This is a genomic window from Ktedonobacteraceae bacterium, assembly GCA_035653615.1.
GTDB lineage: Bacteria > Chloroflexota > Ktedonobacteria > Ktedonobacterales > Ktedonobacteraceae > DASRBN01.
Genome location: DASRBN010000034.1, coordinates 59886 through 80713 on the forward strand (window position 1 = coordinate 59886; position 20828 = coordinate 80713).

Here is a 20828-nt window from a genome sequence, read left to right on the forward strand (position 1 = left end):
CCAAGGTCACGACGACCCTCGTTGCAAACGCTCGATGATATCTTTCAAGCGGCGTGTCTCGGCGGCATGCTGGTCCTGCATCTGCTGCATCTCTTCCTCAAGCTCCTGCTGCATCTGTTCCATGCGGTCCTTCATGTGCAGGATGACCTCAACGCCGGCCAGGTTGACGCCCAGGTCGCGCATCCAACGGCGAATTTGCACGACGCGCTCGATATCACGGTCAGAATAGAGGCGTGGGCTATGCGGACTATTCCCTTTGCGAGCAGGAGAGATCAACCCGAGACGCTCATAATGACGTAGCGTCTGCTCATGTACCTCGGCTTTTACTGCCGCTACACTGATCACATACCACGCGCCGTCGTCTTTTTCGGCCAACGTACACCCCTCCTTCCTGCTCTCATCTTATTTTGAGTGCGCTTCAACCCCGCCCCTGCGGCTGTGTGCCAGTTGCTCGAACAGTTCGCGTTCCTCGGTGGTGAGTCCCATTGGCAGCACTACCTTGACGCGTGCGAAGAGATTGCCGCTGCCATCACCACGCAGGTGCGGCATACCTTTACCGGCCAGGCGGAACAGACGCCCATTCTGTGTCTCAGCAGGTATGGTCAGGATGAGCTTGCGGCCATCCGGTAGGGGCACAGGCACCTGGCCTCCCAGCATCGCAATTACCAGGTCCACATCGATATCGACGTAAAGATCATCGCCCTTGCGCTCGTATTGCGCGTCGGGTTTGACGCTGATCACCAGGAAGAGATCGCCACGCGGTCCGCCGCCGATCCCCGGTTGTCCCTCGCCCGCGACCCGAATCTTGGAACCATTATCGACACCCGCTGGAATCTTGACCTGGATGCGTTTACTGCGCGCAATCATGCCTTGCGCGCCACAATTCGTGCAGGGCTTGCCGCCAACTTCCCCCGTACCACGGCAGAGCGGGCACACCTCGGTGGATTGGATGTTGAAGGTGCGGGTAGCGCCAATATAGGCTTCCGCCAGCGTCACTTCAACTGGCTGCTCGATATTATCGCCCACGCGCCGGCGATAATCCGGGCGCGTGCCGCCAGGACGCTGGGCACCCGCTCCGGCACGCCCAAACAGCGCCTCGAAGAAGTCGGAAAAACTCCCGCTCGAATCATAGTCCATTGGCGAGCTGCGATACGTGTAAGTACGCCTGCCGGCGCCTGGCGAGAAGCCAAACTGTTCCTGCCAGTTCGGGCCAAGCGTATCATATTTGCGGCGCTTATCGGGATCAGAAAGTACTTCGTAGGCCTCGTTGATCTCCTTGAACTTCTCCTCGGCCTTCTTATCGCCAGGATTGACGTCAGGATGATACTTGCGCGCCAGCTTGCGAAAGGCCTTCTTGATATCGTCCGCGCTGGCGCTTTTCGAGACGCCGAGTATTTTATAATAATCTTTGTAATCCATCGTCCGGCCCCTTCTGTGTGGCCTTTACTTTATGCACTGCAAGCCGTACATATACTTATTGCGCCTGTTTATTGCCCGCGCTTACCTTCACGCGTGCCGGGCGCAGCGTCTCATCGCCCAGCTTATAGCCCTTGAGCACCTCTTCAACGACCGTGCCTTCGGGCTTGTCCGTATCCTCGACCGCCTCGATTGCCTCATGCACATATGGATCGAAAGTCTCGCCTACCGTGGCAACAGGGGTCAATCCTTCGCCGCGCATCACCTCATTCATCTGCCACATCAGCATACGCAACGCCTGCTGCAACCCTTGCGAGTCCATCGTATCTTGATATTTTAAGGCCCGTTCCACGTTATCCATCACGCCCAATATCTTCTGGAACAGTTCGCGCTTCTCCCGCTGCACGCGATCCACCGCCATACGCTCCTGGCGCTTGCGGAAATTCTCCATATCGGCGCGCTCGCGCAGGTATTTGTTCCAATTTTCGGCGGCTTCTCGCTTAGCCTGCGCCAGCTGCGCTTCCAGTTCGGCAATCCTCTGTGCTTCGGGGGAAGGAGCGGGAGCGGCTTCCTGCTGTGGCGTTTCCTCTTTTGCTGTTGGCTCCCCGTTCTGATCCTGTTCCGACGTTAACTCCTGGGACTCTTCCATAACAACGTGTATCTCCTTATTCCATTGAAAAGAATAGTGCTTTTAAGCTGTTTTTATCGTCTTCAAAGTATAAAACTTGAGTCGATGGGTGTCAAGTTTTTGAATCATAACTCGGCCCTCTCTCAGGCTCCTAAATAGCTCAATTATAGTTCAGAAAAGCCTTTGGCAGTATTGAGCGTGCCAGCATGGTAGCTCACATTACCATAGGGATCAAACACCTGATTCTCCTTGATGACGGCGCCACCTGCCGGGTTGGTGATGCTGGCCAGGATACTGCCCTCTGCATCGGTCAGGTAGAAGGACGTGCCATTGGCATCGCTGGAACCCAGCAGGTGACCGGCTAAGAAATAATAGTAGGTGTTGGATTGATTGGTGCTGCCATCTGCGCTGTACTGGTGTTCCTCTAAGCCGAAGGCGTAGAGAGTCAAGCTAGTGCCACTGCTGTTGGTCGAACGACGCAGGATGCGGTTGCCACTAGCGTCGTAGAGATACTGTTCCTGGTTGGTGCTGCCGACGTACCACTGCGTCAGGTGGTCGAGGATGTCATAGGTCAGGGTACTGGTGCTGCCACTGTAGGTGCGGCCGATGAGGTTGCCCCACTGATCGTAGCTGGTGCCGTAGACGTTGCCGCTCTTGCTCGAGCAGGTCGAGCCGGCGGCATAGACCCCGCTCAACTGGTGCGGGGCGCCGCTGTTGCAGTAGAGATACTGGTACGGCGTTAGGAGGTGGTGGCCGGCGTGAGTGACGAACTGTCCGACCCCGAGGAGATCAGCTGCTGCACCACCTGCACGCTCCAGGCCAGGTCATCGGGATGGGCATAATGGCCGCTATAGCTGCCAGAGGAGCAATCGGAGACATTCCAGGTGCAGTAGAGGGCATCATAGCGATTGTCGGTGATGTCGCCGTGCTGATTCTTGATGGTGGGAGTGCCATCGCTGTTGTTGTAGGCGCGCTGGTAGATCACCGAAGCGCCGATGCCCGCGTTGAGGTCCTGATAGCTGTTCAGGTAGGACCAGCGCGTGGTGTTCTGAAATTGCTGGCCCTTCTGATTTTGGTCCATGCTATCGTAGTAGGTATCCGTCAGCTGCGTATAGCCAAAGGTGACGACGGGCAGCTGGTGAGCGGTGCCATTCTGGTAGACGAGCGGTTGAATCTGCTCGAGCAGGTGCTCGCCGGCACAGTAGCCCGGGTCGCCGTAGGAGAAGTTGTACCCAAAGGCGGCATTGCTGGAGTTGTCCAGATTGAGATAACTGGTGATGCCCACCAGCGTGAAGGTGCCCATCACGGAGGGTGCGGTAAAGCCGCCGGACTTCTGCACCGGGTCATCGCAGCGGGCCTGAGGAGGAGCCGGCGGATTGCTGCACGGATCATTTTTGCTGTAGTCGTAGGCGGTGGCCCAATTGCCATCTGCGAACGGGGCCAGGTAGCTGAAGTCGATGGTGCCGGCCGTATTAGTGGTGCTGATCGTCTTGAGATCGCTGCTGATGCCGTAGGTGATCTGTTTGATGACAACATCGCGCACGGTATCGCCGCTGGGGCAGGGCGAGACGTAGCTGCCGGTGGAGCAGTCCTGCAGGTAGGAGACCTGGATCAGCTTGTAGTAGGATTGGTTGGTTCCATCAGGCAGCAGAACACGCAGGATGAGCTAGCACCCCTCTTCAGGTGAAAGGATAGCGAAAAAGGCCAGTTCTCGACTGGCAAAGTCACAGCATTAAGACATACAGAGGCTCATTTCTACCGGTTTTATGCTCTTTAGGGATTTTGCGGAACGGCCCCATGCTGGACGCAATAAATCTAGCCTCTACCCCTTGCCAACGCCCCTCCCTTCGGATAGACTAAAGCGTGAAAGTTTCATTGCAAGGAGTATTTGATAGTGTCTAGTAGTTTAATTGTGGTGAGTACATTTCCATTCTCGCCTGCATTGCAGCAGGCGCTCCGCGAGGCAGCGGCAAGTGCGGACGTCGTATGTGTATCAAATGCTGAAGAGCTTGCAACGCACCTGCATAACGCGGAGATTTTATGTACCTATATGGTGCCGGCGAACTGGCGCGAGCAGGCGCCGCGGCTTCGCTGGCTGCAATACCCAGGCGCCGGCGTCGATGCGCTACAACCGACCGGTTTGCTTGATGCCGGCAGCGGGGTGATTGTTACGACCGCTACAGGCATTCATTCGACGGTTATCAGCGAGTATGTGTTCGGCAGTATGCTGATGTTCAACTGGAACTGGCCGCAGATGGTACGCCTGCAGGATGGACACATCTGGGCACGGAGCGCCAGCTGGTACAATCTGGGGGGACGCGAACTGGCGGGCCAGACGCTGGGAATCGTGGGCCTGGGAAGCATCGGGCGGCGCGTTGCGCAGCTCGGCAGGGCCTTTGGTATGCGTATCGCTGCTACCCGGCGTACAGTGCGCGAGGGAGAGAAAGACGCGGACGTGGATGAGCTGTTTCCGGCGAACAAATTGCACGATTTGCTGGCAATCAGCGATTACGTGGTGATTGCCGTCCCACTGACGCCTCAGACGGAGAAGTTAATCGGCGAAGCTGAACTGCGGGCAATGCGACCCAATGCGTATCTTGTCAACATCGCGCGCGGGCGGGTGCTCGATGAGCAGGCGCTGATTCGCGCGCTGCGCGAAAGGTGGATCGCGGGGGCGGGCCTGGATGTGACAGAAGAGGAGCCGCTGCCGCCCTCCAGTCCTCTATATGCAATGCCGAACGTCATACTGACTCCCCATATTTCGGGAGCCAGTATCCATTATGATGAGCGGCTGGCGGCATTGTTTGCTGAAAACCTGCGCCGTTATCGCACGGGCCAGCCCTTGCTGAACAGGTATGACCCGGCGCGAGGATATTGAGGCGCCCTGACAGGTAGAGAGAGGGAGTTTTTGTGCTATGAGTACTGCAGATCTGGGTGTTGTGAAGGTGCTGGGGGCTGACGCGGTAGGCCAGCCCGGTCAACGTCGTTTTCGTCTTTTTGTCCAGGGCCAGCGCCCGGCGCTTTCCGCCATCATGTGGCTGGAGAAGGAACAACTGAGTAATCTTTCGCTGGCATTAGATCGTGTTCTGGCACAACTGACGGAAGGGCGCATACTGCGCACAGAGGCGCAGGCCGGCCCGCCACCTCGTCCCATCGAAATGCCGGCTACATTTCCTAAAAGCCCCGATTACGAGTTCCAGATTGGACGACTGCTGCTGAATTACGAAGAGAGGCGCGAATTACTGGCGTTGATAGCTGTGCCGATGGAGATACGCATGGAACCGGGGTCGACGGAACCCCAGGTTCTTTTGCTGGAGGATGAGGCGATCTCGTTTCTCTTTACCTTTCAGCAGGCGCAGGAGTTGACACGGTCGATAAGCACTCTGATAAGCAGTGGAAGGCCGATTTGTCCTCTCTGCCATACACCGCTCGATGGTGGGCCGCATGCCTGCGTCAAGCAGAATGGACATCGTGAGATCGTGCAGATAGTGGAAGACGACGAGGAAGAAGAAGAGGAGTAAAAGAAAGCGGGCCAATAGTGCTGGCACCCGCGCGGGTGCCAGCACTATTGGCCCGCTTTCTTTTACTCGAGTCTAGTCCACGCAGAGGTACTTATTTGCCTTTTCGAGGTAATATGCTTCGTTTGCCTCTATCATGAGTTTATGGAGTACAACGATGTCTGCGTCAGGCAGACGCTCAACCGGCTGGACACACAAACGCATTACAGCACGACCATGCTCTATGACCTGGATGTAGCCCTTATTACGCGGGACACGGTACACGCGACCCGGATCGGTCGGACTTGGAATCTCCAGGTAACCCCGCCAGATAAGTTGTCGAGTTTGTTCAGGCGTAAGCAGATCACGCTGCAAATGAGCCGCGCGTCGTTCAGCACGCGACCAGCCCTTGAAGTACGGCTGAAAAATCAACCATAACATCGGGCAGACCGCCAGCGCGACGACGATCCAACCCAGGATAGTCAATACCTGAGCAACCAATGTCAACCGCCAACGACTCGCGGGACAAGGACTATCTGTTCGGCTGTTTGGTCGAACTGTTCAATACGCTCGGCCGGTTTGCCAGGGTTGATTCGGAAGGCAGTGGCGCCTTTTGAGCGCTCCTGAGCGAAAATACGCTCTGCTTCACGAACAGCAGCAGCAGCCTCCGGGTCTCCGGCGAGAACTTTCTGCTCATCCCAGGTAATCCGGTCATCACCACGCCGTGACATCACCCGTAACATTCCCACAGTCGTTCCTCCTTCGATGTAGGGGCATCGACTCGCATTCCGGTGGGAAACGAGGCGAATACCCAACCTTGAGCGGGCCTGCCGAGGATGGAAGTGCAACAACACACCCTCAGAACAAGCCGATCGTTAGATTAACCACTACAAAAACGAACTACGCTACATGGTACGTACATACAAGGCGTTGATACCCATCAGGGTATCCTAAGAGGATTACGTTTTGATTTAATAGTTGGTTTCTAGCCCGCGTGCTTGACCTGGCCGCAGCAATTCAAACGCACTACGCTTCACTGCATTGAGGCGATAGGCTCGATAGGTAGATTCTACACCCGGTGGGGCGCGCTACCTCTGGACCCTACGCACCCCAGACTTCCTACTGTTAATTGTACGTAACAAATGGCCTTACGTCAATGGTTGGTTGTAGAGATTTTTGAATGAATCAGTTTGCCATTTGCAGCTTTGCGCCACACTCAGGGCAGAAGCGAGCGCTGTTTTCGACCTGCACTGAGCAATTCGGACAGAACAGGTCGGGCAGGGGCAATCTGGTGCCGCAATCCTGGCAGAATTTTCCCGGCGGTCCCACCCTGCGGCACGTAGGACACATGACGCCCTGGGGATAACCGCCGGTAGCACTGGCTCCAAAGATCGCCGCCGAGGGAGATGGCGCATCGCCAATGATGGGCGAACCGCCAGCAGTGCGAGGCAAACCGCCGCTCCCGGTGCCGGGCTTGACAAGATCAGGAGTGGCAGCTGATGGAATAGCTTCAGTATTGAACTGCGGGGCATGATAATTCTGCTCGATTTGTTTGCGCTGCGCCTCGATATTCATTTCGTGCTGGAACATAGTGCCATCTGCTTTCAGGTCGGGAGCGCAAGACGTACAGAGATTCAGTTTGGCATTGAAACAACGCATGCATACCGTGCGATGGCATTTGGGGCAGAGATGAAACTCGTGCTGCACCTCGGCCCAGGATTTCTGGAGCGCATCGGCCTGTTCCTGGTGCCATTTTGAGCCATAAATCTGCTCGCCCGCCTCGGCTGCCCGTCCCCAAAATCCCCCTAAAAGGCCCACACCGATATCCAGCACGTTCTGACCCGTGCTGACTTTGGATCGGATTGGCCTGGTATCGACCGACCAGTAGCATTCCTGGCAGGTGAAACGGAATGCGAAATACCCCTGCGATTGATCGCTCATATCCTGGTAGATGTTAGGGACGACGTAACGTTGTGACATGTACTGGAACCTCGTTTCTGTGGGACCGATAAATCGACCCACTACCTTTACTACGGTATTTTGCCAAACTCTATAATCTGGCCCCCTACCAAAAACAATAGTAAATACGCGGTTATTTAGCGACGATAACCGCGACGGCGGCAGTGCCGGGGCCGGTATGCGTCCCCAGGACGGCGCCAAGTTTATAGATCGGTAACTCGCCATGATAGGTCTTGCGCAAGACCTGAACAAGTTGCTGGCCCACCTCCTCGCTTGATTCGGCAACGCTGATGTGTTCGATATTCCCCATCTCGCTGACCAGTTGCGCGACGCGTTCAAATGCCTTGTTGCGCGTTCTCGGCTGCTCTACGGCCACGACCTCGCCATTCTTTAAGGAGACGATAGGCTTGACGCTGAGCATATTGCCGAGAAACGCCCTGGCGCCGCCAATACGCCCACCGCGTTTGAGATATTCGAGCGTATCCAGCACGGCCAGGATGCGCGTCCTTGCCAGTGTATCCAGCAGGTGAGCCTTGATCTCCTCAAGCCCCAGGCCTTCACGCGCCTCTTTTGCCGCCTGCATAATGGGCAGCGACATACTGACACTGATATTTTGCGAGTCTACGATATCGATAGGAATCTTGCGGACGCTTTCGGGCAGTGTGTCGCGCGCGGTGCAGGCGGATTGATAGGTGCCGCTCAGCTTTGCCGAGAGGTGAACGGAGAGGATGGCATCGGCCCCTTCGTCGATCAGCCGCGTATAGGCTGCTTGAAAAGCGGCCGGTGATGGTTGCGATGTGCGCGGCAGGGACTTGCTCGATGCCAGCTTGCGGTAGAAAGTGGCATTATCGAGTTCCACACCATCCAGGTAGGCTTCGTCGCCAAAAAAGACGGTGAGCGGCACGATGACGATCCCAAGTTCCTCCGCCTCCCGCGGTGAAATATCCACCGTGCTATCTGTGACGATACGAACAACCATAAAACCACCTCTCAAAAATAATCATAAAGGCCGATCAATCGGCCCCTACTCCGCTGAAAGAATATAGGCATAATACGGTTGGCCACCATCGACGACCTCGATTTCAAGATGCGAGTGCTGTTCCTTGATATGCCTGGCCGTTTCTTCTGCCTGCTCGCGCGTCACATCTTCGCCGTAGTAAAGCGTGACGATTTCATAGTTATCGATGTTCATGCGCTCCAGCGTTTCGCGGATCACACGTGCTATATCCTGTCCGGCGAACGTCAGATTTCCATTGACCAGGCCGATGTAGTCGCCTTCGCGCACGCGCACGCCGCCGATCTGGGCCGAACGCACAGCGGTCGTAATCTCCGCCGTCTGTACATTTTTTGCTGCCCCGGTCATGGCCTGGCAATTGGCCTCAAAATCGGCCTCGAAGTTAAATGCGAGCAGCGCGGCGATGCCCTGGGGCATGGTATCTGTTGGAATGATGGCAACCTGTTTGGTAGTCAGATGAGGCACCTGCTGCGCGCTCAAGATAACGTTGCTATTATTGGGCAGCAAGATGACATTGTCAGTGCTGACGGCCTCGACCGCCGCGAGCAGTTCCTCGGTGCTGGGATTCATGGTCTGCCCGCCCGGCACGACAGCGCTGGCACCCAGGCCTGAGAACACTTTCTCGAAGCCCGCGCCCGATACGACGGCGACAACGGCTATCTGGCCGGTCACGGGACTCTCCGGTACAGCATCAGAGGCATGTTCGGCGGCGCTTTCGGCGGCATAGGTCAGACTCTGTTCCTGTAAATTTTCGATGTTGATGTCGAGCAGGCTGCCCAGGCTTACGCCATAATCGAGAATTTTGCCCGGCCATTCGGTATGCGTATGCACCTTAAGCATCTGCTCATCGCCGGCCACCACGGTGGAGACGCCGCCCATATCGATGATGGCCTGGCGAATGGCCTCCATATCCAGCTTCTGGTTCGTGGCGCGCAGCAGAAAGACGACTTCGTAGCCAAATTCTTCCTCGATCTGCACGCGCCCCTTTTTGACAACTGGCTCCGGCTGCTCCAACAGCACGGGAGATTTTGAGGAGCTTGATGGAGCGGGTACTGTTCCGGGTGCCACAATCGATTCGCCGCGCACGTAGCGCCATACGCCTTCCAGAATGGTGCAGAGCCCCTGGCCGCCGGAATCGACCACGCCCGCCTGCTTGAGAATTGGCAGCAGGTCGGGAGTGCGAGCCACCGATTGGCGTGCCGCCATCACCATCTCCTGCACCAGCGTCACCAGATCATCGTCGCGTTCGGCGCTCTTTTTTGCCGCCTCGGCAGTTTCGCGCACCACGGTCAGGATGGTGCCCTCGACCGGTTTGATGACGGCGCGATAGGCCATGCGCTGCGCCTCCTGCAAGGCATTGGCGAGGTCGGTAGCCGTGAATGTCTGTTTTTTGTCCAGCGCCTGCGCTATGCCCCGCAAAATCTGTGAGAGAATCACGCCGGAGTTGCCGCGCGCTCCCAGCAACGCGCCGTGCGCTATTTTCGCGGCCATCACACCGGCCGAGATTTCGTCGCTATTGACGATATCGCGCGTAGCGGCCTGCATGGTGGCCGCCATGTTGGAGCCGGTATCTCCGTCGGGCACGGGAAAGACATTGAGGGCATTAATCGCATCGCGGTGTTCTTCCAGCCAGGCCGCGCCTGCCAGCATGGCCTTCTTCAGGTCCTGGCCGTCAAATACGCTGATGCGCCGTAATCGTTGCGTGCGTACCGCCGTGTGCGGTGTTTGTTCCTGCATGCTGGCTCCAACAGGTAGCTTACCTGCTATCTATACTCTAGTATTGGCGCTGTTACCCAGTCCCTGCACATTGACATTGACCTGCGTCACAGGCACCCCTAACATCTTCTCGATAGAGAATTTGACGCTGCTCATGATATTATGCGCGATTTCGGAGATACGCAAACCATATTCCAATGCTACATACACATCGATGATGATCTGGTCGTCGATCACGCGCATCTGTATGCCCCGGTTGAGCTGCCCCGGTGGCAAAAAGACCGGACGCCCGTTGCGCAGGCGCGGGGCAGTGATGCCGACAACACCATAGCACTCACTGATCGCCTGTACCGCGATGCTATGAATGGCATTGGGCAGTACCTCGATCTTACCAAGAGGGCGTAATGTGTGTTCTGGCGGGATGGCAACTGTCTTTGGCATATGCATTTTAAAATTCTTCGCTTCGCTGGTGATTCTCCAGAACCTGGGCAGAGATTCTTCGCTGCGATCTCTTGCCAAAACGAGCGTATCGTGATATACTCGCATGGCGTGTCCGGGTTCTCTCCTGGGCGTTGCCATATCAATGGCCGCTCCAAAAATCGCAAGAGATTAAAACACATGCAGTATATCAAAAGCGCGAATGATTATCAAGCAGAACCGGCACGACACAGTCAGTATATCTACTCAGAGCAGGGAATGGATGACCCGGTGGCCGTGTTACTTCACAGAAGGGTACAAATCTCTGAGAAGAGCTGGGCATATGTATAGGAGAATAGAGAGGAAGGCAGGTAAAAACTATGTCAGGTCGTTGTGATATATGCGAACGCAAGCCGATGCATGGCAATAATGTGAGTTTCTCGCAGCGCCGCACGCGCCGCCGCTTCGTCTTGAACGTGCAGCGCCGCCGCATCGAGATCAACGGCGTCCCCCGCACCGTCAACATCTGCACGCGCTGCATGCGCACGATGATGAAGCTACCAAAAACAAAATAAATAACCAGCACATGAACGCTAAAAAATCTGGCCTGCCGCGGCAGGCCAGATTTTTTAGCGTTCATGTGCTGGTTATTTATTTACTACCTCTTTTAGCCACACGTAACCCAGCAAAGGAAACACCACAACCACCAGCCTGTTATACTCCCAGGCCTTCCTGAATTGCCCATGAAAAACACAGGAAATGGCCCTGGTCATGCCACAACCGGGACAACGAACACCGGAAATGGCGCGAACCAGGCACAAAGAAGGCCGATTCTCAAACCACGAGGTGGGAACCAGCACAAAAAAGACGGGAAGGAGTACTAAAAAACAGGCCTTCCCGTATGATTTGAGTGTAGCTCTTCTCATTGCGTTCGCAGTAGGGGCAGACCATTCGCATCGCGAAAATCGCCGGTGATGATCATGATCAGGTCGATCAGCGCCCAGATGCCGCAGCCGCCCAGCGTTAGTAGTTGCACCACACCAACAGCGGTATGCCCAGTATAAAAACGGTGTATGCCCAATCCGCCTAGAAATATGCATAGCAGGAGTGTGGTCAACCAGTCTTTTTGCGTCACTCCCGTTACCGGCGCTCCCCATACAGGCTGCTGGCCGTAGCCCTGCGCGTACTGGGTAGGCGGTATCTGCCCGTATTGCTGCTGGCCGTATTGCGGCTGTCCATATTGCTGTTGAGGTTGTCCATATTGCTGCCCATATTGTGGCTGTGGTTGAGGCTGCCCGTATTGCTGCTGGCCCTCATATCCCCTCTGTGGCTGTCCATAGGGTGGCGGACCGGGCTGCGGCTGCTGTGGCGGCCATTGCGATGGATATCCTGGTTGGTCGTTCATGTTATTCTCTCCTCTTTTCCTGGCTCGCTGGAGTTGCTTCCGCCTCCGGCGCGGACTTTTCATCCCCGCTTGAAAGACGGGCGCTTTTAAGCCCGTTTCCCTGTAATCTTCGTTCCACCAATACCAGTATAAACCTTCCTCATTATAGAGGAAATGCGGCGAGTTGGGAAGAGTTTCGTGACCCTGGTAATTCCCCAGCAATCTCCAGGACGAGGTGAGTTCAGGCGAATTCAGAAGCGCGCCGGAGATTCTTCGCTGCGCTCAGAATGACAGGCCCTGGAGACTCTGGCTGTCTCCGGGGCCTGTCATTCTGAGCGCGTGAACCGAAGCCCTGAGGCACGAAGGGGAAGAATCCCTGTCCAGGAGAATGGAAAGCCAGGCAAAAACTTCGCTGCTGCGCACAACAAACTACTCAAAAAAGGATTTTGATTTCACTCCAGCAGGGAATCAGGCACTTTTAGTTGCACCAGACAATATCGTAGTTTCCTGTGCGCGGCAGCAAGTATTGAAAAACAGCACGCGCTTTTAGGGGAAGTCGGTTATTGACTGAGCAGGAAGCTATCTGCTAATGGGCTGCGAGAACCATTTTCGCGCTTGTCGCCGACCACATTCACCGGCGGTTGCTGTCCGGTCGTCTGGCGATTGGACTGCGTATAGTTCCCATTAGACATGGACTGGGTAGGCTGAGAACTTTGCAAGCTCTGCAGGCTTTGCAGTGCTGCCTGTGATTGCGCATTGGAGTTGCCTGCTCCATCGGTGGCAAGCTGAATGGTCTTGCCCTCGATAACTACAGCGATACCCACGCCGCGCCTCAACTCGGCGAGCTGGCGGCGCAATTCACGGTTCTCCGCTTCCAAAGCGTCCATTAACTTTTTCTGTTCCAACAGCATTTGCGCAATGCCTTCAAAACCTGCGCTAGCAGCACGATCCATCATGGATTCCTCCTGCGAATTACTTGTTCTCAATAATTCTAAAACAAAATCTCCCAACACAACACAACACCTCCCGACTACACTACACCACGTTCATTAAGGGTACGATACGATCCCAAATGGCTGCCGCAACCGCCGCTTTGGGCATTACAGGCAGATCTTCCGTTTGACCGTTGGCATGGAAAATCAACACCTTATTGGTTTCTGTACCAAAGCCACTGTCAGGGCGACTCACATCATTAGCGACGAGCAAATCCAGGCGTTTAGCGCTCAGCTTCTGGCGCGCATTTTTAACCAGGTCGCTTGTCTCAGCTGCGAAGCCGACGCGCACCAGGCGCCGCCCGCCTCCCTGTTCATTTGTTGAGGCAGCAAGTTCCGCCAGGATATCCGGATTGCGCACCAGGCGCAAGGAGAAACCTCCCTGCGCATCGAATTCCTGCGCCTCGCCTCCGCCCTCCTTCTTGATCTTCTGAGACGCCGCCACTGCCGGGCGAAAATCTGCTACGGCGGCGCTCATTACCAGGGCATCCGCATTCACAACCGCTCTAAGGACGGCATCGCGCATCTGCACCGCGGTCTCGACTCTCTCAATCTCCACCCCGTAGGGCGCCTCCAACACTACGGGCCCCGAGATCAAGATGACGTGCGCGCCGCGATCACGTGCCTCGGCTGCCAGGGCATAGCCCATTTTGCCGGACGAGCGATTGCCGACGAAGCGAACCGGGTCGATAGGCTCCTGCGTTCCCCCCGCCGTAACTACGACCCGGCGGCCAGCAAGATCGCCTGTGCGCCCCAATGCTACCTGGATAGCGCCCAACAACACCGGCGTATCCGGCAAGCGGCCTATACCGACTTCTCCAGAGGCCAGCCTTCCCACTTCCGGCTCTACGATCATCGCCCCGCGCTCGCGCAACAGGGCCAGATTGGCCTGGGTAGCAGGATGCGCGTACATATGATGATGCATCGCGGGCGCTATTAACAATGGAGCCTTCGTTGCCAGCGCCACAGCGGTCAGCATATTGTCGGCCATACCATGCGCCAGCTTAGCGATAGTATTGGCTGTTGCCGGAACGACGACCAGCAACTCCGTCTCCTCAGCCAGAGCAATATGCGTCTCCGCGGCTCGCCCCGAAGGTTCCCATAAATCGGTATACACAGGACGGTGGCTCATCGTCGAAAACGTCAGCGGGCGAATAAACTCTTCCGCGCGTTCCGACATGATTACATCCACCAATGCACCCGCCTGTTGCAGGCGACTTACCAGCTCGACTGCCTTATATGATGCAATCCCACCACAAATACCGACGAGAATACGCCTGTCCAGTAACACCGTTTGCTTGCTCGTTCTTTACACGGGAGCCCGTTCAATCTTGCCCCAACAGGCCCGCCTAAGCAGGTACTGCTACAATAGCATAGAATGAAGCAGCCTACAAGAGCAATAACCAGAAGTACCATGTAGATTAAAAGAGCGGCTGGTTGAGTTTTTGTACGCAAAGCTCAGGTTGCATGATAAGCTGATGAAGTGCTATGATGCGAGTGCTCTAAGTCTTTCATATATGAATAACCGGTAATGCTCCTTTCCAGCGATGCAAATTTTTATTTCGAGGCCATTCCGCACAAGGGACGCACAACAGCAAACATATTTGCGCCACTATGGACAATCGAAAATGCTTTGCTGCGAGGGCAGGGCCACAATCGGACATCATTTGAGAGGATCCCGGTCATGAAAAAGCCTGCCAAAGCTGCCCCTAACCTGCTGCTTAAGCGGGCGCGCGAGCAGCGGGGCTGGTCGCAAGACGACGTAGCGCGTGAAGTCGGCACCGAGGCATTTACGGTGAGCCGCTGGGAACGTGGTATCGCGCTACCCAGTCCTTACTTCCGCAAGCAGCTCAGCTCGCTCTTTGGCCTGAGTCCCGCCGAACTCGGCCTGGTCCCGGCAAAAACTGACGAGGCCGGGGATGCGCCGCCGGTTGAGCAGGTCAATGCGGGCACCTCATCTCCTCTCGCACCTTCCGTATTCCCACTGCTGGATCCGGCCATTCCACCGCCATTGCCACAAGAGCATGGCCTCGTCGGACGCGATAACTTGCTGCTCCAACTCAAGCAGCGCCTCCTGCGTGGGGGACGCTTAGCGCTTTCCGCCATCAATGGCCTGCCGGGCGTTGGCAAAACCGCCCTGGCAACCGAGCTGGCTCATGACGAGGAGATACGGGCCTCTTTTACGGATGGTATCCTGTGGGCGGGCCTGGGCACCGAGCCGGATGTGCTGGGATTGCTGAGCCGCTGGGGCACGCTTTTGGGATGCAACCCTCCTGACCTGGCGCGGAGCAGCCGTCCTGAAGCATGGGCCAGCACTATCCATGCCGCCATCGGACAGCGCCGCATGCTGCTGGTCATCGATGACGCCTGGGACATCGCCGAGGCCCTGGCCTTTCAAGTAGGCGGTCCAAATTGTGCCTACCTGCTCACAACGCGCTTTCCAGAAATCGCCAACCGTTTCGCCGTCGATGGAGCCATAACGGTACCCGAGCTGGAGGTAACCGAGGGTCGTATCCTGCTGATGCGACTGGCGCCGGAAGTAGTGCAGGCGGAGCCGGTAGAGGCGCGGGAACTGGTAGCCGCCGTAGGAGGCCTGCCGCTCGCTTTGACGCTGCTGGGCAACTACTTGCGTGCGCAGACGCATAGCGGCCAACCGCGCAGGTTGCGAGCGGCGCTGGAACGCTTGCGCCGCGCCGACGAGCGCCTGCGCCTGGCCGAACCGCAGGCCCTGGTAGGCGCGCATCCCAGCCTGTCGGCGGGCACGCTTTTATCACTGCAAGCGGTGATTGGCATCAGCGACCAGCAGGTGAGCCAGCAGGCGCGTACTGGATTGCGAGCGCTGGCAATCTTCCCTCCCAAACCCAATACCTTCTCCGAGCATGCCGCCGTGGCCGTCAGCGCTCTGCCCGTGGAAATCCTGGATGAGCTGACCGACGCGGGGCTGCTGGAGAGCAGCGGCCCGGAGCGCTATACGCTGCACCAGACCATCGCCGACTACGCGCGGGCACAATTTCCGGATGCAGCGGTGGTGGAGCGCATGATCGATTACTTCGTCGGGTACGTCGAGGCGCACTCGACGGACTATGCCGCCCTGGATCGCGAGAGCAACAATATTCTCGCGGCGCTGGAGGCCGCCTTCGAGCGTGACATGCGACCGGCTCTCATACGAGGCGTGCATCGATTCGCACCCTTTCTGATAACGCGCGGCCTGTATTCACTGGCCGAAGCCCACCTGCTGCGGTCACTACAGGCTGCCCAGTCTTTAGAAGACGACATTGCCCAGGAAACCGCGCTGCTGCACCTGGGGAAAATCGCGGAGCAGCACGGAAACTACGCGCAAGCGCAGGCATACTGGCAGGACGGCCTGCTCCGGGCGCGGCAGCACGCGCACCGCAACAGCATGGCCCAGATGCTGCGAGAACTGGGTGGCCTGGCATGGGCACAGGGTCAATTCGTCCAGGCCCACCAGTATCTTGCCGAAGCTCTCGATACGCTGCGACGACTCGACGACCGGCACGGTATTGCAGGCACGCTGAAGAATTTAGGCAACCTGGCAGCGGAACAGGGCCAGCCAGAACAGGCACGCCAGCTGTATGAGGAAGCATTGGATGTCTATCGCCGCCTGGGGGACCAGCGCGGTATTGCCTTTACGCTGCACAATCTCGGCATCCTTGCACGAGAGCAAGGGCAGCCGGAACAGGCACGCCAGCTGTACGAGGAGGCGCTGGCCTCTCTCCGCCATCTGGGGGACCAGAACAGTGTTGCTACTGTCCTGAACAATCTCGGTAATCTGGCGCGGCACCAGGGCCAATTCGAGCAGGCATTGCGGTTCCTCAACGAGTCCCTGGCCATTCAGCAACAGCTAGGGATAAGGCGGGGCGTCGCATTCGCATTGCTCAATCTGGGTGATCTGGCAACCGACCAGGGCCAGTTCGAGCGGGCGCGACAGCTCTATGAAGATGCGCTCGCTATTTTCCGCGAACTGCAGGCGCGGCGCAATATCGCACTCACGCTCCAATCGCTGGGCATTCTGGCCCGCCATCAAGAACGTTTTGAACAGGCGCAATCATTCCTGGACGAGGCGCTATTCATCTTCCGTGATCTTCAGGATCAACGCCAGGTCGCCCTCACACTACGCGAACTTGGAGTGCTGTCCTCGGCACGAGGGCAACCAGAGCAGGCGCATCAACTTTTCACGGAGGCGATGGAATCCCTTCGCCAGCTTGAAGACCGGCGCGAGGCAGCGCTCACCATACTGGAACTGGGTACGTTAGCCAGGCAGCAGGGACAAGCGGACGAGGCAGAGCAGCTTTTAACCGCTGCCCTTGAAACCACGCGGGCCTTAAGAGATCGTCGCCATACTGCCAGGGCGCTCTGGGAACTGGGCATGTTAAAGCAGCAACAGGGCCACCTGGAGGAAGCGCTGCCCCTGTTACTGAAAGCAAGGATCGGACTATCGCTGGTGAACTCCCCCGAAATGCAGCGCCTGAAAGAGCAACTGGCCCGACTCCGCGCCCAGATGGGCGAATCTGCATTCAATACGAGAATCAATAGCCTCGCCGGAGAAGAGCCTGAGCCGGCATATGGGCTGGCTCAGGCGGAGTGGGAAAGGATGCTGTAAATACCAGTCGCGATTTCAGATGTGAATATTAGCCGTAGTGTAGCGTAATATGGATGGTGGCACCAGGAAATCAAGACAAAAACAAGAGGTACATAGCATATGCAGGCTTCATCTTCCCCCCTTTACTGCCAGCACTGTGGCGCGGAAAATCCTGCCGGGAGCAGCGCATGTTTTGCCTGCCAAAGTCCCCTGAATACGCGTGAGGAAGATGGGCAGCATGTGCGGGATGAACTCCTACAGGAGCGCTATCGTATTCTTGCGCAGGTCGGAACCGGCGGCTTCGGCGCTGTCTATAAAGCGGTAGATACACTGCAAGGCGATGCCATCGTAGCCATCAAACAGATCAACCTGCGGGGCCTCAGCGTCCAGCAGATCATTGAGGCCACCGACGGCTTCCACCGCGAAGTGCGCCTGCTCTCGAACCTGAAGCATCCCAATCTGCCCGCCATTCACGATTCCTTCACCGATCCGCAGCACTGGTACATCGTGATGGATTTTATCGAGGGCGAGACCCTCGAAGCGTACCTGAAACAACGGTCCTCCTCCTTTCAACCGGGACTACCGCTCGATGAAGTGTTCGCTATCGGCCTGCAACTGTGTACCGTGCTGGACTACCTGCACACGCGTGAGCCTGCGATTATCTTCCGCGACCTCAAGCCATCCAATATCATGCGCACGCCTGATGGACGCGTGTACCTGGTCGATTTTGGCATCGCGCGCCATTTTGTACCGGGAAAGCCCAGAGATACGATCCCGTTTGGCTCGCCCGGCTATGCCGCCCCCGAACAATATGGAAGAAGTCAGACTACACCCCAGGCCGATATTTATAGTCTGGGCGCGTTACTCCACCAGGTGCTCACCGGCGACGATCCAGCCGAGACACCCTTTCACTTTGCGCCCCTGCGGCTCTATGGTCCACCATATCTGGCTGGAGTCGAAGAATTGCTGCAACGTATGGTACAGGTCGATAGTAGCAAACGGCCGGGCAGCATCGCGGAAGTGAAAGAGGAACTGGAGCAGCTGGCCGGTATGCAGGAAAAAGACACGCCACGTCTATGGCGACCACCAGACACGCCGCCCCCATTGCCAATGGATGGCCCTTATGCCGCGTCGCTCCCTAAACATGCGAGCGCGGGCCAGGCACAGATACAGGTACGACGAGCTCCTCCGGGCCTCTCACGGCGGCAGTTCATCAACGCCGGCGCGGCCATTGGTGCCGCTACTGTACTTGGGTTGGGTTCTGTTACACTGTGTCGATTCCTGGCGACGCCCCGTTTTTCCGGAGTTATCGCTGATTCTAATCTCACCCCTGCCCTCGCCCCTATCCCGAACTTCGTTTTTTACGGCCATAAAGCTGCGGTGACGACGATGGCATGGTCGCACTCTGGAGAATTTATCACTTCCGGCAGCGCCGATAAGACCGTGCTGGTCTGGCGTGCCGCGGATGGAAAACTGCTTTACAAGTACATGGGATACACATCTCCTCTCACCTCGGTCGCATGGTCGCCTGACAGCGAATATATTGCCTCCTGCGGCCAGGACGACGGGTCGATTCAAATATGGGAGGCGCTGACCGGCGATGATAATAAAGCGTTCACGAAGCATTCTGGAAGAGTCCTCGCGCTTGTCTGGGGGCGATATATGACGAGTATTGTTTCAGGGGGTGAAGATAAGCTGGTACAGATCTGGGACGCGGATACAGGAAGGATCTTCCAGACCTACCGGGGACATACCGGCAGTATCAGGGCGCTGGCGTGGTCGCGCAACGACCTGATAGCCTCGGCCAGTGCCGATAAAACGGTGCGCATCTGGGGCGACTTAGAGCAGGCACACATTCCCGTCTATCGTGGGCACGCGGCAGGGGTCAATGCCGTGGCCTGGAATTACGATGGGTCGCAGGTCGCCTCGGCCAGCGATGATGGCACCGTGCAGGTCTGGAATGTCGCGGATGGAAGTCCGGTCGTCACCTATCGCGGCCATAAAGGGAAGGTGAATGCCGTCATATGGTTTGATAATTATAATAACCTCAACCCGCTGTTTGTTTCCGGCAGTGAGGATAAAACTGTGCAACTCTGGAATATCTCAGGAAAGCGTATCGCGACGTATACGAAGCATACCGCCCCGGTGACGGCGGTCGCTGCTTCTGGTTCGCGCATCGCCTCGAGCAGCGCGGACGGGACGGTGCATATCTGGACGCCCCCGGCCTACAAATAAAACCCGCCTGTGCAGGCGGGTGGAGTGGCAACGTCCTATTTTCCCGAGGGGCTGCCCCCTCAGTATCATCGGAGCTGGAAGGCTTAACTTCCGTGTTCGGGATGGGAACGGGTGTTTCCCTTCCGCTATAGTCACCACCCCACCTGCATGTACAGGCGGGCATCTTATTCATACAAACGCTTTGCTGGCAAAGCGACAGAGACAGGCAAGATCTGGTGGAGATGAGGGGATTCGAACCCCTGACCTCTGCCGTGCAAAGGCAGCGCTCTTCCAGCTAAGCTACATCCCCTCATCTCTTTCTTCCAACATATATACCGGGTGGGCCTTCCTGGACTCGAACCAGGGACCTCAGTCTTATCAGGACTGCGCTCTAACCACCTGAGCTAAAAGCCCGGATGGCGGTGAGCATCGATCAAGGATGCCCGGACAACTCAAGAGTGGTAAGGCGACATCAAAACAACCACATCATCAAAACCTGCCTGCAACAAACTCACCAAAGACTACCTTCTCCAAAGAGAAGATAGATCGACCTGGGAGTGGCTCTCGTGTGGAACGGCTCTCCATTGAAGAGCGCTCCAGAGAGCAAAGCTCCCTAGAAAGGAGGTGATCCAGCCGCACCTTCCGGTACGGCTACCTTGTTACGACTTCACCCCAATCACCGACCCCACCCTCGACGCCTGCCTCCCACAGGGGGTTAGCCCGGCGGCTTCAGGTGTTGCCGACTTTCGTGGTGTGACGGGCGGTGTGTACAAGACCCGGGAACGTATTCACCGTGGTGTGCTGACCCACGGTTACTAGCAACTCCACCTTCATGCAGGCGGGTTGCAGCCTGCAATCTGAACTGAGACCGGCTTTGCCAGGATTGGCTCCCCCTCGCGGGTTGGCGACCCTCTGTGCCGGCCATTGTAGCGTGTGTGTCGCCCAGGATGTCAGGGCCGTGCTGACTTGACGTCATCCCCACCTTCCTCC

19 protein-coding genes, 2 tRNA genes and 2 rRNA genes are annotated in these 20828 nt (G+C 56.9%); 5 read left to right on the forward strand and 18 right to left on the reverse strand.

Annotated elements, in window-relative coordinates; translation table 11 throughout:
• Positions 1-6: 6 nt before the first annotated feature.
• From VFA09_19590 to VFA09_19610, 5 genes are all read right to left on the reverse strand, one after another.
• Positions 7-375, reverse strand: coding sequence for a MerR family transcriptional regulator (locus tag VFA09_19590; protein HZU69490.1), 369 nt, complete (start codon positions 373-375; stop codon positions 7-9).
• Positions 376-402: 27 nt separating this feature from the next.
• Entirely contained in the window at positions 403-1419 is a 1017-nt protein-coding gene (locus tag VFA09_19595) for a J domain-containing protein (GenBank protein HZU69491.1), read from the reverse strand.
• A 55-nt stretch (positions 1420-1474) separates the two neighbouring features.
• Complete coding sequence (locus tag VFA09_19600) at positions 1475-2065, reverse strand: nucleotide exchange factor GrpE (GenBank protein HZU69492.1); 591 nt, start codon at positions 2063-2065, stop codon at positions 1475-1477.
• A gap of 143 nt (positions 2066-2208) precedes the next feature.
• Complete coding sequence (locus VFA09_19605) at positions 2209-2739, reverse strand: hypothetical protein (GenBank protein HZU69493.1); 531 nt, start codon at positions 2737-2739, stop codon at positions 2209-2211.
• Between the two features lie 44 nt (positions 2740-2783).
• Positions 2784-3587: a hypothetical protein gene (locus tag VFA09_19610; GenBank protein ID HZU69494.1), complete on the reverse strand. Its 804-nt coding sequence runs from the start codon at positions 3585-3587 to the stop codon at positions 2784-2786.
• A 351-nt stretch (positions 3588-3938) separates the two neighbouring features.
• Here VFA09_19610 and VFA09_19615 point away from each other — a divergent pair, with 351 nt between their 5' ends.
• Positions 3939-4922, forward strand: coding sequence for a D-2-hydroxyacid dehydrogenase (locus VFA09_19615; protein ID HZU69495.1), 984 nt, complete (start codon positions 3939-3941; stop codon positions 4920-4922).
• Positions 4923-4959: 37 nt separating this feature from the next.
• Positions 4960-5565 (forward strand): DUF3090 family protein, encoded by a 606-nt coding sequence (locus VFA09_19620; GenBank protein ID HZU69496.1) that lies wholly within the window; start codon positions 4960-4962, stop codon positions 5563-5565.
• Positions 5566-5637: 72 nt separating this feature from the next.
• Here VFA09_19620 and VFA09_19625 read toward each other — a convergent pair whose 3' ends face one another.
• The 6 genes from VFA09_19625 to VFA09_19650 all read right to left on the reverse strand — a co-directional run bounded on the left by VFA09_19625 (position 5638) and on the right by VFA09_19650 (position 10672).
• Positions 5638-6048: a hypothetical protein gene (locus VFA09_19625; GenBank protein HZU69497.1), complete on the reverse strand. Its 411-nt coding sequence runs from the start codon at positions 6046-6048 to the stop codon at positions 5638-5640.
• Complete coding sequence (locus VFA09_19630; protein HZU69498.1) at positions 6045-6284, reverse strand: hypothetical protein; 240 nt, start codon at positions 6282-6284, stop codon at positions 6045-6047. The genes VFA09_19625 and VFA09_19630 overlap by 4 nt, the downstream gene beginning before the upstream one ends.
• 442 nt (positions 6285-6726) lie before the next feature.
• Entirely contained in the window at positions 6727-7521 is a 795-nt protein-coding gene (locus tag VFA09_19635) for a zinc ribbon domain-containing protein (GenBank protein ID HZU69499.1), read from the reverse strand.
• 112 nt (positions 7522-7633) lie between these two features.
• Positions 7634-8479: a DegV family protein gene (locus VFA09_19640; protein ID HZU69500.1), complete on the reverse strand. Its 846-nt coding sequence runs from the start codon at positions 8477-8479 to the stop codon at positions 7634-7636.
• 45 nt (positions 8480-8524) lie between these two features.
• Positions 8525-10252 (reverse strand): DAK2 domain-containing protein, encoded by a 1728-nt coding sequence (locus VFA09_19645; GenBank protein ID HZU69501.1) that lies wholly within the window; start codon positions 10250-10252, stop codon positions 8525-8527.
• Positions 10253-10282: 30 nt separating this feature from the next.
• Positions 10283-10672: an Asp23/Gls24 family envelope stress response protein gene (locus VFA09_19650; protein ID HZU69502.1), complete on the reverse strand. Its 390-nt coding sequence runs from the start codon at positions 10670-10672 to the stop codon at positions 10283-10285.
• A 356-nt stretch (positions 10673-11028) separates the two neighbouring features.
• Here VFA09_19650 and rpmB point away from each other — a divergent pair, with 356 nt between their 5' ends.
• A complete protein-coding gene (rpmB, locus tag VFA09_19655; protein HZU69503.1) occupies positions 11029-11223 on the forward strand; it encodes a 50S ribosomal protein L28 in 195 nt (64 codons plus the stop codon).
• A 347-nt stretch (positions 11224-11570) separates the two neighbouring features.
• On the opposite strand, the gene VFA09_19660 is transcribed toward rpmB, so the two are convergent.
• The 3 genes from VFA09_19660 to coaBC all read right to left on the reverse strand — a co-directional run bounded on the left by VFA09_19660 (position 11571) and on the right by coaBC (position 14315).
• Positions 11571-12053, reverse strand: coding sequence for a TM2 domain-containing protein (locus VFA09_19660; protein HZU69504.1), 483 nt, complete (start codon positions 12051-12053; stop codon positions 11571-11573).
• A 539-nt stretch (positions 12054-12592) separates the two neighbouring features.
• Positions 12593-12988 (reverse strand): hypothetical protein, encoded by a 396-nt coding sequence (locus VFA09_19665; GenBank protein HZU69505.1) that lies wholly within the window; start codon positions 12986-12988, stop codon positions 12593-12595.
• Between the two features lie 79 nt (positions 12989-13067).
• Positions 13068-14315, reverse strand: coding sequence for a bifunctional phosphopantothenoylcysteine decarboxylase/phosphopantothenate--cysteine ligase CoaBC (gene coaBC, locus VFA09_19670; protein ID HZU69506.1), 1248 nt, complete (start codon positions 14313-14315; stop codon positions 13068-13070).
• Positions 14316-14708: 393 nt separating this feature from the next.
• On the opposite strand from coaBC, the gene VFA09_19675 reads away from it, so the two are divergent.
• Together VFA09_19675 and VFA09_19680 are read left to right on the forward strand one after the other, a co-directional pair.
• Complete coding sequence (locus tag VFA09_19675; GenBank protein ID HZU69507.1) at positions 14709-17645, forward strand: tetratricopeptide repeat protein; 2937 nt, start codon at positions 14709-14711, stop codon at positions 17643-17645.
• Positions 17646-17744: 99 nt separating this feature from the next.
• Positions 17745-19859, forward strand: a complete 2115-nt coding sequence (locus tag VFA09_19680) for a protein kinase (GenBank protein ID HZU69508.1) — start codon at positions 17745-17747, stop codon at positions 19857-19859.
• Positions 19860-19881: 22 nt separating this feature from the next.
• Here the strand turns inward: VFA09_19680 and rrf are convergent.
• The 4 genes from rrf to VFA09_19700 all read right to left on the reverse strand — a co-directional run.
• Positions 19882-19998, reverse strand: a 5S ribosomal RNA gene (gene rrf, locus VFA09_19685).
• A gap of 74 nt (positions 19999-20072) precedes the next feature.
• Positions 20073-20148, reverse strand: a tRNA-Ala gene (locus VFA09_19690).
• 30 nt (positions 20149-20178) lie between these two features.
• Positions 20179-20252, reverse strand: a tRNA-Ile gene (locus tag VFA09_19695).
• Between the two features lie 203 nt (positions 20253-20455).
• A 16S ribosomal RNA gene (locus VFA09_19700) occupies positions 20456-20828 on the reverse strand; the annotation flags it as partial.

Bases quoted from the DNA above. Each gene is read 5' to 3' on its own strand.
- VFA09_19595 (HZU69491.1), bottom strand. From the start codon at position 1,419: ATGGATTACAAAGATTATTATAAAATACTCGGCGTCTCGAAAAGCGCC.
- VFA09_19600 (HZU69492.1), bottom strand. From the start codon at position 2,065: ATGGAAGAGTCCCAGGAGTTAACGTCGGAACAGGATCAGAACGGGGAG.
- VFA09_19620 (HZU69496.1), top strand. From the start codon at position 4,960: ATGAGTACTGCAGATCTGGGTGTTGTGAAGGTGCTGGGGGCTGACGCG.
- VFA09_19630 (HZU69498.1), bottom strand. From the start codon at position 6,284: ATGTTACGGGTGATGTCACGGCGTGGTGATGACCGGATTACCTGGGAT.
- VFA09_19635 (HZU69499.1), bottom strand. From the start codon at position 7,521: ATGTCACAACGTTACGTCGTCCCTAACATCTACCAGGATATGAGCGAT.
- VFA09_19640 (HZU69500.1), bottom strand. From the start codon at position 8,479: ATGGTTGTTCGTATCGTCACAGATAGCACGGTGGATATTTCACCGCGG.
- VFA09_19645 (HZU69501.1), bottom strand. From the start codon at position 10,252: ATGCAGGAACAAACACCGCACACGGCGGTACGCACGCAACGATTACGG.
- VFA09_19650 (HZU69502.1), bottom strand. From the start codon at position 10,672: ATGCCAAAGACAGTTGCCATCCCGCCAGAACACACATTACGCCCTCTT.
- rpmB (HZU69503.1), top strand. From the start codon at position 11,029: ATGTCAGGTCGTTGTGATATATGCGAACGCAAGCCGATGCATGGCAAT.
- VFA09_19660 (HZU69504.1), bottom strand. From the start codon at position 12,053: ATGAACGACCAACCAGGATATCCATCGCAATGGCCGCCACAGCAGCCG.
- VFA09_19665 (HZU69505.1), bottom strand. From the start codon at position 12,988: ATGATGGATCGTGCTGCTAGCGCAGGTTTTGAAGGCATTGCGCAAATG.
- VFA09_19675 (HZU69507.1), top strand. From the start codon at position 14,709: ATGAAAAAGCCTGCCAAAGCTGCCCCTAACCTGCTGCTTAAGCGGGCG.
- VFA09_19680 (HZU69508.1), top strand. From the start codon at position 17,745: ATGCAGGCTTCATCTTCCCCCCTTTACTGCCAGCACTGTGGCGCGGAA.